This window comes from Nocardia farcinica (genome assembly GCF_029867845.1).
Classification (GTDB): Bacteria; Actinomycetota; Actinomycetes; order Mycobacteriales; family Mycobacteriaceae; genus Nocardia; species Nocardia farcinica_A.
In genome coordinates this window covers 1-11,680 of sequence record NZ_JARWRU010001322.1, presented here as the reverse complement: position 1 = coordinate 11,680, position 11,680 = coordinate 1, and the positions used below count along the sequence as shown (strand labels likewise).

The following is an 11,680-nucleotide window of genomic DNA, read 5'->3' as shown; positions in this document are numbered from 1 at the left end:
GCTGTTCGCCGCCGACCTGGCCAGGATGTACATCCGCTACGCCGAACAGCGCGGGTGGCGCGTCGAGGTCCTCGACGCCACCGTCTCCGACCTGGGCGGATACAAGGAGGCCACGCTGTCGATCAAGAGCCGCGACGCCGCCCGCGACGGTGTGTGGTCGCGCTTCAAGTTCGAGGGCGGCGTGCACCGCGTGCAGCGCGTGCCGGTCACCGAATCGCAGGGCCGCATCCACACCTCCGCCGCGGGCGTGCTCATCTACCCCGAGCCCGACGAGGTTGCCGAGGTGCAGATCGACGAATCGGATCTGCGCATCGACGTGTACCGCTCCTCCGGCAAGGGCGGCCAGGGTGTCAACACCACCGACTCGGCGGTTCGCATCACCCACCTGCCCACCGGCATCGTGGTGACCTGCCAGAACGAGCGCTCCCAGCTGCAGAACAAGGCACGCGCCATGCAGGTGCTCGCCGCCAGGCTGCAAGCGCTGGCCGAGGAACAGGCCGAACAGGAGGCCGCCGCCGGCCGCGCCTCCCAGGTGCGAACCGTGGACCGCTCCGAGCGCATCCGCACCTACAACTTCCCGGAGAACCGCATCACCGACCACCGCATCGGCTACAAGTCGCACAACCTCGACGCGGTGCTCGACGGCGACCTCGACGCCCTGCTCGACGCGCTGAGCAAGGCCGACCGGGAGGCGCGCATGGCCGCGGAGTGAGCCTGCCCGCCCGCCCGTGCCCGGCATCGGGCACAGTGGGACCGTGAGCAGAACAGCCTTGCGTCCGGCCGTCGAAGCCGCCGCCGAGCGGTTGCGCGCGGCGGGCGTGGCCAGCCCCCGCACGGATGCCGAACTGCTGGCCGCGCACCTGCTCGGTGTGCAGCGCACCCGCCTGGCGCTGGTCCCGATGGTCGAGCAGGACATGCTGGCGCGGTTCACGGAGCTGGTCGAGCGCCGCGCCCGTCGCGAGCCGCTGCAACATCTGACCGGTGTCGCCTCGATGGGGGAGATCGACCTCGCGGTCGGGCCGGGGGTGTTCGTGCCGCGCCCGGAGACCGAGCTGCTGTTCGCCTGGGCGCTGGCCTGGCTGGAGTCGCTGCCGCGCGACCGCCAGCCCGTCGTGGTCGACCTGTGCACCGGCTCCGGCGCGCTGGCGCTGGCCGTCGCGCACGCCAGGCCGGACGCGCGGGTGCACGCGGTCGAGATCGACCCCGACGCCCTGACCTGGGCCAGGCGCAACGCCGACGACCGGATCGCCGCGGGGGATCGCCCGATCGTGCTGCACGCCGACGACGTCACCGATCAGGACCTGCTCGCCGACCTGAACGGCCGCGTCGACCTGGTGCTGTCCAACCCGCCCTACATCCCCGAGGGCGCCGAGCTCGAGCCCGAGGTCGCCGCGCACGACCCGCACCGCGCCCTCTTCGGCGGCCCCGACGGCCTGGACGTGGTGCGCGCCATGCTGCCGACCGTCACCCGGTTGCTGCGCCCCGGCGGAGCCACCGGCATCGAGCACGACGACAGCAACGGATCCGCCCTGGCCGCGCTGCTGCGCGACAGCGGCGCGTACGCCGATATCGTCGAGCACCCCGACCTGGCGGGCCGACCGCGTTTCGTCGTCGCCCGCCGAATCGACCACGGGAAACCGGCAGTGACGGCCTGATAACGGTTCCCGGCGCGCCCCGTGACAGGATGGGGGCGTGAGTACCGTCTACGACTGTGCGGATTCCGACTCGCGCGCTGCCGGACTGACCGCGGCCACCAGCGCCCTCAAGTCCGGGCGACTCGTGGTTATGCCCACCGACACCCTCTACGGGCTGGCGGCCGACGCGTTCGATTCCACCGCTGTCGCCGAACTGCTGGCCGCCAAGCGGCGCGGCCGCGACATGCCGGTCCCGGTGCTGGTCGGGTCGTGGAACACGATCGACGGACTGGTGTTCTCGGTGCGACCGCAGGCCAGAGACCTGATCCGCGCGTTCTGGCCCGGCGGCCTGAGTCTGGTTGTGCAGCAGGCCCCTTCGCTGGCCTGGGATCTCGGCGACACCAGGGGCACGGTCATGCTGCGGATGCCGCTGCACCCGGTCGCGCTGGAGTTGCTGCGCGAGGTGGGGCCGCTGGCGGTCTCCAGTGCCAACGTCTCGGGACAGCCGCCCGCGGCCACCGTGACCGAGGCGCGCGATCAGCTCGGCAGCCTGGTCTCGGTGTACCTCGACGGCGGCCCGGCCGCGCACGCGGTGGCCTCCACCATCGTCGACCTCACCGCCGACCGGCCGAGGGTGCTGCGCGAGGGCGCGGTGGGGCTCGCCGAGATCGCCGAGGTGCTCGGCATGTCGCCGGACGAACTGACCACCCCGGCCCGGTGAGGCCCGTGGACGACCCCGTGATGGGACGGTGCCCGGCGTGATCCTGGCGTTCTCCGGCGCCGGCTCTGTAGTTCCGCTGCGCGAGCTCGTGCTTGTCCTGCTCGTCTCCGCGACCGTCACCTTCCTGGCCACCGGGGGAGTGCGGGTACTGGCGATCGGCTTCGGCGCGATCGCGGTCCCGCGCGCCCGTGACGTGCACCTGGAGCCGATCCCGCGCATGGGCGGCGTCGGCATGTACACCGGCGTGATCGCGGCGATCCTGTTCGCCCACCAATTGCCCGCGCTGCGAAGAGGTTTCGACTACGCGCCGGATGTGCCCGCGGTGCTGGTCGCGGCCACGCTGATCGTGGTGGTCGGCATCGTGGACGACCGCTGGGGCCTGGACGCGCTGACCAAGTTCGCCGGTCAGGTCACCGCCGCGGGCGTGATGGCGCTGATGGGCCTGAGCTGGTTCGTCATCTACAACCCCTTCGACGACTCGACGGTCGTGCTCGACGCGTTGCAGGGCGGTCTGGTCACGGTGGCCATCACGGTCACGCTGATCAACGCGATGAACTTCGTCGACGGCCTCGACGGCCTGGCGGGCGGGCTCGGTTTCATCGCCGCCATGGCGGTCTTCGTGTTCTCCGTCGGCCTGCTCTACGAACAGGGCGGCTCGGTGGACACCTATCCGCCCGCCCTGCTCGCCGCCGCGCTCGCGGGCGCCTGCCTGGGATTCCTGCCGCACAATTTCCAGCCCGCCCGGATATTCATGGGCGATTCCGGGTCGATGCTCATCGGCCTGATGCTCGCGGCGATCTCCACCGGCGCGTCCGGGCGAATTCCGCTCCAGGGCTACGGCCCGCGCGACATCGTCGGTCTGCTCTCGCCGGTTCTGCTGGTCGGCGCGGTGATGTTCATTCCCGTGCTCGACCTGCTGCTGGCCATCGTGCGCCGGGTGCGCGCCGGGGTGAGTTTCTCGACGCCCGACAAAATGCATCTCCATCACCGGTTGTTGCAGATCGGGCATTCGCACCGGCGTGTGGTGCTGCTGATCTACCTGTGGGTCGGGGTGCTCGCATTCGGCGCTGTCGGCACGTCGCTGATGGATCGCAGGGTTGTCGTACTGCTCATGGCGGGCGGATTGGTATTCGCCCTGGTGGTCACCGCGGTGCCGAGCCTGCGCCGCCGGGAGGAGGCCCGCAGGCCGCCGCCGCAGGACCGGGCGCCCGAGGTCGGAGGGTAAAGAAGCCGCCGGTGGCGCGCGAGGCCCGGCGGGGCTCGAGTGGCCTCAGGGGGCTTGGGTAGAGTCGGGGACGTGAGCTTCACTCCCACCCCCGTCGCCGGTCCCGACGCCCCGCTGAAGGCGGCACTGCGCTACGGCCTCATCGGCCTGGCGGTGCTGGTGGTGCTCGCCGCGGCGATCGGCACGGCGGTCTCCGGCCTGCCGGGGCTGTGGGGCGCGCTGCTCGGCTCGGCCATCGGCGGGATCTTCATCCTGACCACGGCGGCGGTCGTGCTGTTCGGCGCGAAGCTGCCGCCGAGCACCGCGGGCCTGGTCATGCTGGTCAGCTGGGTGGGCAAGGTGCTGCTGGTGCTGATCGCGGTGGCGATCCTCACCCGCTTCGACTTCTACGACCGCGTGGTGCTGTTCCTGACCGTCGTCGGCGCGCTGGTGATCGTGCTCGGCGCCGAGACCTTCGGCGTTGTGCGCCAGAAGGTTCCGTACGTGACCACTACCGCGGGCGACGGCGACGCGCCGAGCGCGGAGAACTGACTTCACCCCCCTACACAGCGTCGTAGACCGCTTGGTAAAGTGTTGGTAAGCAAGCAACCAAGCCAGGGGTAGTCTCCTGGACCTTCGATGGTGCCGCTATGCTTACTGCCGTGCCGCGCCCGATGAGGGTGTGGTTCTGCATGTCGACGATGTCGCCGACACACGTACAGACGCCTAAGCGGATTTGCCGCCCAGCTGCTGACGAACTTCGAGCCGACCTCAGTCGACCAAATTGATCGTCAATGTCCGATCGAACCGCGGGAAAGCAACCCACCTCGCGGCCCGAACACGGGAGAGAACGCTGAGCGTCACCACTTTGGCGGCGGGTGAGTTCCACGCGCCGTCGCTAACCGACTTCTTCCCTCCAGCTGTGCTGTTCGAGGGAACGCCGTTCGAACTCGACCGTCTGATGCTGGTCCGCCTGCTGATGACGGCTGTTCTCGTGGCCGTCATGTTCCTGGCGTTCCGTAGTCCGAAGATCGTTCCGCGCGGCCTGCAGAATGTCGCCGAGATCGGTCTGGTCTTCGTCAAGGAGCAGATCGCCGAGGAAATCCTGGGCAAGGAAACCGGCCGGAAATTCTTCCCGCTGATCGCGACGATCTTCTTCACGGTCCTGTTCCTGAACGTGTCCGGCGTCATTCCGTTCCTGAACATCTCCTCGAACGCCCGGATCGGCATGCCGCTGGTGCTGGCCGTCATCGCCTACATCGCGTTCAACTACGTGGGCATCAAGAAGTACGGCTTCTTCACCTACATGCGCTCGAGCATCGTGGTGCCCAACGTGCCGCCCGCCCTGCACGTGCTGCTCATCCCGATCGAGTTCGTCTCGACGTTCATCCTGCGCCCGTTCACGCTGACCGTCCGACTCATGGCGAACATGCTGGCCGGCCACATCATGCTGGTGCTGTTCTTCAGCTCCACCTGGTACTTCCTGTTCGACGCCACCGCCTGGATGAAGGTGTTCTCGCCGTTCTCGCTGCTCGCGGGAATCGGGTTCACCCTGTTCGAGCTGCTGGTCGTGTTCCTGCAGGCCTACGTGTTCGCCCTGCTGACCGCTGTCTACATCGGTCTGGCCGAGCACGCCGACTCCCACTGACCCGACCGCAACACACAACGTCAGACCTGCTGCACCTCGCCGCCCGGCGGGTGAGCAAAAGAAAGGGAAAGAAGACTCATGAGCCTCTCGTACCTGGCCCAGGAAGCTGCCAACGAGTCGACGCTGAAGGGCCTCGGCGCCGTCGGCTACGGCCTGGCCGCGATCGGCCCGGGCATCGGCGTCGGCATCGTCGTCGGTAAGGCGATCGAGGGTATCGCCCGCCAGCCCGAGCTGCAGGGCACCATCCGTACCAACATGTTCCTCGGCATCGCGTTCACCGAGGCGCTGGCCCTGATCGGCCTCGTCGCCGGCTTCATCTTCTGATTCCGATGTACGAGTACGCAGTACTGGCAGCGGAGGCGGAAGAGGACGTCAATCCTCTTCTCCCCGCGACGTACGACATCGTCTGGTCGATCGTCTGCGTCGTGGTCATCGCCGCGCTCTTCTACAAGTTCGTCATCCCGAGCCTGACCAAGGTTCTGAACGAACGCAGCGAGAAGATCGAGGGCGGGATCGCGAAGGCCGAGGCCGCGCAGGCCGAGGCGCAGCAGACGCTGCAGCAGTACCAGCAGCAGCTGGCCGACGCCAGGCTGGAGGCCGCGCGCATCCGTGAGGAAGCGCGTACGCAGGGCCAGCAGATCCTCGCGCAGATGCGCTCCGAGGCCCAGGCCGAGAGCGACCGCATCGTGGCCGCGGGCCAGGCACAGCTGGAAGCCCAGCGCCAGCAGATCCTCACCGAGCTGCGCTCCGAAGTCGGCCGCACGGCCGTCGACCTGGCCGAGAAGATCATCGGTCAGTCGGTTTCGGACGAGGCCAAGCAGGCCGCATCGATCGAGCGCTTCCTGAGCGAGCTCGATTCCTCCGATGCCGGCATCGGGGTCGGAAGGTAACGACGCGAAAGTGAGAAGCATGTACGCAGCGAGCCGCGAGGCCAGCTCCCGGTCCCGGGAAGCGCTTCGGGCCGCTCTGACCGGAAGCGACAGTGTTGCCGCCACGACGGGATCGGAACTGTTCGCCGTCGTAGCCGTGCTGGACGACCAGCGTTCGCTGCGTGTTGCGCTCGCGGACGTGTCGGTGCCCGGTTCGGCGCGCGCCGAACTGAGCGAGCGGGTCTTCGGCGGCAAGGTCAGCGTCGCCACCCAGGCGGTGCTGACCACGGCCGTGGCGCAGAACTGGTCGCGGACCTCCGACATGGTGGACACGCTGGTCCTGCTCGGCCAGGAAGCGCTGCTCGAGTCGGCCGCCAACGCGGGCAGGCTGGACGCGGTCGAGGACGAGCTGTTCCGGCTGGGCCGGATCATCGCCGACAACCCCGACCTCGAACAGGCCCTCTCCGATCGCGCCAAGCCCGCCCCGGCCAAGCGCGAACTGCTGACCCGCCTGCTGACGGGGAAGGCCGAGCCGGTCACCATCGCCCTGGCGGAGCAGGTGGTCACCCGTAACGGCGTCGCCATCGGGACGGCCTTCGACGAGTTGTCCGACCTGGCGGCGTCGCGGCGCGAGCAGATCGTCGCGCACGTGCGCGCCGCGATCGCCCTGACGTCGCAGCAGCGGGAGCGGCTGGCCGCCTCCCTGCAGCGCATCTACGGCAAGGCCGTCACCGTGCACGTCCAGGTCGACCCGAGCCTGCTCAGCGGGCTGGTCGTCCGGATCGGCGACGACGTGATCGACGGCAGCGCCGTCGGCCGACTGGAGCGGCTGCGCCGGGAACTGGCCTGACGGCCGGGCGCCGCAGGCGGCCACCACACCGACATTCGAGACCCTTACAGCGAGAGCAGGACAGAACATGGCGGAGCTGACGATCTCCTCCGACGAGATCCGTAGCGCGATCGAGAGCTACACCCAGAGCTACACCCCCGAGACCTCCATCGAAGAAGTGGGTGTCGTCACCGACACCAGTGACGGCATCGCGCACGTCAGCGGCCTGCCCTCGGCGATGGCCAACGAGCTGCTCGAGTTCCCCGGTGGCGTGCTCGGCGTGGCGCTCAACCTCGAGGACCGCGAGATCGGTGCGGTCATCCTCGGCGAGTTCGCCGAGATCGAAGAGGGCCAGCAGGTGCGCCGCACCGGTGACGTGCTCTCGGTTCCGGTCGGCGACAAGTTCCTCGGCCGCGTGGTCAACCCGCTCGGCCAGCCGATCGACGGCCTGGGCGAGATCGAGGCCGAGGATCGCCGCGTGCTCGAGCTGCAGGCCGCGACCGTGCTGCAGCGCCAGCCGGTCGAGGAGCCGCTGGCCACCGGCATCACCGCCATCGACGCCCTGACCGCCATCGGCCGCGGCCAGCGCCAGCTGGTCATCGGCGACCGCAAGACCGGCAAGACCGCGGTCTGCATCGACGCCATCCTGAACCAGAAGGCGAACTGGGAGACCGGCGACCCGACCAAGCAGGTCCGCTGCATCTACGTCGCGATCGGCCAGAAGGGCTCCACCATCGCGGGTGTGAAGGCCGCGCTCGAGGAGCACGGCGCGATGGAGTACACCACCATCGTCGCGGCCCCCGCCTCCGACTCTGCCGGCTTCAAGTGGCTGGCCCCCTACACCGGTTCGGCCATCGGCCAGCACTGGATGTACCAGGGCAAGCACGTCCTGATCGTGTTCGACGACCTGACCAAGCAGGCCGAGGCCTACCGCGCCATCTCGCTGCTGCTGCGCCGCCCGCCGGGCCGCGAGGCGTACCCGGGCGACGTCTTCTACCTGCACTCGCGTCTGCTCGAGCGTTGCGCCAAGCTCTCCGACGAGATGGGCGGCGGTTCGATGACCGGTCTGCCGATCATCGAGACCAAGGCCAACGACGTCTCGGCGTTCATCCCCACCAACGTCATCTCCATCACCGACGGCCAGGTCTTCCTCGAGTCCGACCTGTTCAACAAGGGCGTCCGCCCGGCGATCAACGTCGGCACCTCGGTCTCCCGCGTCGGTGGCGCCGCGCAGACCAAGGGCATGAAGAAGGTCGCGGGCTCGCTGCGCCTCGAGCTGGCCCAGTACCGCGAGCTGGAGGCCTTCTCGGCCTTCGCCTCCGACCTCGACGCGGCCTCGCTGGCCCAGCTCGAGCGCGGCGCCCGCTGGGTCGAGCTGCTCAAGCAGGACCAGTACTCGCCGGTTCCGGTCGAGGACCAGATCGTGTCGATCTTCCTGGTCGACGCCGGCTACTACGACTCGGTCCCGATCGGCGACATCCGTCGCTTCAACGCCGAGCTGCTCGAAGACCTGCACCGCACCGCGCCCGAGGCGTTCGCCTCGATCGAGGGCGGCAAGGTGCTCGACGAGGAGAACGGCAACGCCCTCAAGGCGGCCACCGAGAAGTTCAAGCAGGGCTTCCTGGCCTCCGACGGCAGCCGCGTGGTGAACGAGGCGGCCGCGGGCGAGCTCGAGCACGAAGAGGTCGAGTCCCTGTCGGTCACCCGCAAGCGCGTCGAGAAGTAACCGGTCGAGCAATGCGCTATTCGATTGTCGGCGTGCAGCCGACCAGTGCGAATGAAGGGAGTGTGAACCGCCGTGGCTAGCTTGCGTGAATTGCGCTCCCGCATTCGTGGTGTGAATTCGATCAAGAAGATCACCAAGGCCCAAGAGCTGATCGCGACCTCGCGAATCTCCAAGGCACAGGCCAGGGTTGCCGCCGCGAAGCCGTTCGCGGAGGAGATCACCAAGGTCCTCGGCGAGCTCGCGAGCGCGTCGAAGAACCTGTCCCACCCGCTGCTGACCGAGCGCGCGAACCCGCGCCGGGCCGCCGTCCTGGTGATCACCAGTGACAGCGGCATGTGCGGTGGTTACAACTCCAACGTGCTCAAGCGCGCCGAAGAGCTGATGACCACCCTGCGCGGTGAGGGCAAGGAGCCGGTGCTCTATGTCATGGGCGCCAAGGGTCTGACCTACTACACCTTCCGCAACCGGGCCCCGGTGTCCTCGTGGACCGGGTTCTCGCAGCAGCCGAAGTACACCGATGCCTCGGCCGCCTGCAACCACCTGGTCGAGGCCTTCATGGCCGGCTCGGAGGGCGAGGTGCCGCACCCGAACGGCACCGGCGACATCGCCGGCGTCGACGAGCTGCACATCGTCTACACGCGGTTCGTCTCGATGCTCACCCAGACCCCGGAGGTGCGCCGCCTGGCGCCGATCCAGGTGAGCTTCGTCGACGAGAACTTCGACCTGGGCGAGGACTTCGTCACCGACTCCCCGACGGCCGAGGTGAAGGCGCAGTACGAATTCGAGCCCGACGCAGATGTGCTGCTGGCGGCGCTGCTGCCGAAGTACATCAACACGCGTATCTACGCGTCGTTGCTCGAGGCAGCGGCATCCGAGTCGGCGGCTCGGCGCACCGCAATGAAGGCGGCCACCGACAACGCCAACGAACTCGCCAGCGTCCTGCAGCGCGAGGCCAACTCGGTCCGTCAGGCCCAGATCACGCAGGAAATCAGCGAGATCGTCGGCGGCGTGAACGCGCTGGCGTCGAGCTCGGACCGCGACTAGAAGCGCCGCGGCCTGAGCGAACGGGCCGTACCAACCGGCCCGCCCAGGCCGCAACCAGACACGGAGAGAACCAACACCAATGACCGCAGCTGTCACACAGGACAACACGAGCCGGACCGGCGGCGCCGCAGGCCGCGTCGTCCGCGTCATCGGCCCCGTCGTGGACGTCGAGTTCCCGCGCGGCTCCATCCCCGAGCTGTTCAACGCCCTGCACGCCGATGTCACCCTGACCTCGGTCGCCAAGACGCTGACGCTCGAGGTCGCCCAGCACCTCGGCGACAACATCGTCCGCACCATCTCCATGCAGCCGACCGACGGCCTGGTCCGCGGCGCGACTGTCACCGACTCCGGCAAGCCGATCTCGGTGCCCGTCGGCGACATCGTCAAGGGCCACGTCTTCAACGCCCTCGGCGACTGCCTGGACACCCCCGGCCTCGGCCGCGACGGCGAGCAGTGGGGCATCCACCGCAAGCCGCCGAGCTTCGACCAGCTCGAGGGCAAGACCGAGCTGCTCGAGACCGGCATCAAGGTCATCGACCTGCTGACCCCCTACGTGAAGGGCGGCAAGATCGGTCTGTTCGGTGGCGCCGGTGTCGGCAAGACCGTTCTGATCCAGGAGATGATCACCCGTATCGCGCGTGAGTTCTCCGGCACGTCGGTGTTCGCCGGCGTCGGTGAGCGCACCCGTGAGGGCACCGACCTGCACCTGGAAATGGAAGAGATGGGCGTCCTCCAGGACACCGCCCTCGTCTTCGGCCAGATGGACGAGCCGCCGGGCACCCGTATGCGCGTCGCCCTCTCCGCCCTCACCATGGCGGAGTACTTCCGCGACGTGCAGCACCAGGACGTGCTGCTGTTCATCGACAACATCTTCCGGTTCACCCAGGCCGGTTCCGAGGTGTCGACCCTGCTCGGCCGTATGCCCTCCGCGGTCGGTTACCAGCCGACGCTGGCCGACGAGATGGGTGAGCTGCAGGAGCGCATCACCTCGACCCGCGGTCGGTCCATCACCTCGCTGCAGGCCATCTACGTGCCCGCCGACGACTACACCGACCCGGCCCCGGCGACCACCTTCGCCCACCTGGACGCGACGACCGAGCTCTCCCGCCCGATCTCGCAGAAGGGCATCTACCCCGCCGTCGACCCGCTGACCTCGACCTCCCGCATCCTGGAGGCCTCGATCGTGGGCGAGCGGCACTTCGCGGTCGCCAACGAGGTCAAGCGCATCCTGCAGAAGTACAAGGAGCTGCAGGACATCATCGCCATCCTGGGCATGGACGAGCTCTCCGAGGAGGACAAGGTCCTCGTCGGCCGCGCCCGTCGCCTGGAGAAGTTCCTCGGCCAGAACTTCATCGTGGCCGAAAAGTTCACCGGTCAGCCGGGCTCGGTCGTGCCGCTGGAGCAGACCATCGACGACTTCGACCGGGTCTGCAAGGGCGAGTTCGACCACTACCCGGAGCAGGCGTTCAACTCCTGCGGTGGCCTCGACGACGTCGAGAAGGCCGCGCAGAAGATCGCCGGAAAGTAGTCACCGATGGCGGCTGAGTCTGCGAAAGACATGTCTGTTGATCTCGTCGCTGTCGAGCGGCGGCTCTGGTCCGGCCAGGCCACCTTCGTCAGCGCCCAGACCACGGAGGGCCAGATCGGCATCATGCCGGGCCACGAGCCCCTGCTCGGCCAGCTGGTCGAGGGCGGGATCGTGAACATCGTCCCGGTCGAGGGCGAGCGGATCGTCGCCGCCGTGCACGGCGGTTTCTTCTCCGTGACCGCCGGCACGGTGCGCATCCTGGCCGAGTCCGCGGAGTTCGCGGGCGAGGTCGATGTCGACGAGGCCCGCCGGGTGCTCGCGGACGGCAATGCGAGCGCTGAGGCGCTGCGCGTGGCGCAGGGCCGGGTACGCGCGGCCGAGCAGGCCGCGAACGCCTGAACGCGCACCGGGTCGAAAACCCGTACAGTCGGGGGGGGGGGGGGCGGCGGGGGCCCGCCCCCCCGCCGGCGGCGCCCG

Annotated in this window: 13 protein-coding genes; all 13 read left to right on the top strand. The window is 68.7% G+C overall.

The annotated features are described in order from the left end of the window. Positions 1–712, top strand: a 712-nt coding sequence (locus tag QH283_RS29630) for a peptide chain release factor-like protein (RefSeq protein WP_280506209.1), incomplete at its 5' end; no start/stop codon positions are given. A gap of 43 nt (positions 713–755) precedes the next feature. Further along, positions 756–1,655 (top strand): peptide chain release factor N(5)-glutamine methyltransferase, encoded by a 900-nt coding sequence (prmC, locus tag QH283_RS29625; RefSeq protein WP_280506208.1) that lies wholly within the window; start codon positions 756–758, stop codon positions 1,653–1,655. A gap of 37 nt (positions 1,656–1,692) precedes the next feature. After that, entirely contained in the window at positions 1,693–2,355 is a 663-nt protein-coding gene (locus QH283_RS29620; RefSeq protein WP_280506207.1) for an L-threonylcarbamoyladenylate synthase, read from the top strand. Positions 2,356–2,392: 37 nt separating this feature from the next. Further along, complete coding sequence (locus QH283_RS29615; RefSeq protein WP_280506206.1) at positions 2,393–3,580, top strand: MraY family glycosyltransferase; 1,188 nt, start codon at positions 2,393–2,395, stop codon at positions 3,578–3,580. 72 nt (positions 3,581–3,652) lie between these two features. Beyond that, positions 3,653–4,111: a hypothetical protein gene (locus QH283_RS29610; RefSeq protein WP_280506205.1), complete on the top strand. Its 459-nt coding sequence runs from the start codon at positions 3,653–3,655 to the stop codon at positions 4,109–4,111. 370 nt (positions 4,112–4,481) lie between these two features. Continuing rightward, positions 4,482–5,207: a F0F1 ATP synthase subunit A gene (gene atpB, locus QH283_RS29605; protein ID WP_280506204.1), complete on the top strand. Its 726-nt coding sequence runs from the start codon at positions 4,482–4,484 to the stop codon at positions 5,205–5,207. A gap of 78 nt (positions 5,208–5,285) precedes the next feature. After that, positions 5,286–5,531, top strand: coding sequence for an ATP synthase F0 subunit C (locus QH283_RS29600; RefSeq protein WP_011207590.1), 246 nt, complete (start codon positions 5,286–5,288; stop codon positions 5,529–5,531). 5 nt (positions 5,532–5,536) lie between these two features. Then, a complete protein-coding gene (locus QH283_RS29595; RefSeq protein ID WP_280506203.1) occupies positions 5,537–6,097 on the top strand; it encodes a F0F1 ATP synthase subunit B in 561 nt (186 codons plus the stop codon). Between the two features lie 19 nt (positions 6,098–6,116). Then, positions 6,117–6,926 carry a F0F1 ATP synthase subunit delta gene (locus QH283_RS29590; protein ID WP_280506202.1) on the top strand — a complete coding sequence of 270 codons (810 nt, stop codon included), beginning with the start codon at positions 6,117–6,119 and terminating at the stop codon, positions 6,924–6,926. 67 nt (positions 6,927–6,993) lie between these two features. Continuing rightward, entirely contained in the window at positions 6,994–8,631 is a 1,638-nt protein-coding gene (atpA, locus tag QH283_RS29585; protein WP_280506201.1) for a F0F1 ATP synthase subunit alpha, read from the top strand. A gap of 72 nt (positions 8,632–8,703) precedes the next feature. Beyond that, positions 8,704–9,675, top strand: coding sequence for a F0F1 ATP synthase subunit gamma (locus QH283_RS29580; RefSeq protein ID WP_280506200.1), 972 nt, complete (start codon positions 8,704–8,706; stop codon positions 9,673–9,675). Between the two features lie 79 nt (positions 9,676–9,754). Then, a complete protein-coding gene (atpD, locus tag QH283_RS29575; RefSeq protein WP_280506199.1) occupies positions 9,755–11,203 on the top strand; it encodes a F0F1 ATP synthase subunit beta in 1,449 nt (482 codons plus the stop codon). Between the two features lie 6 nt (positions 11,204–11,209). Continuing rightward, entirely contained in the window at positions 11,210–11,602 is a 393-nt protein-coding gene (locus QH283_RS29570; protein WP_280506198.1) for a F0F1 ATP synthase subunit epsilon, read from the top strand. The last annotated feature ends 78 nt before the right edge of the window (positions 11,603–11,680 follow it).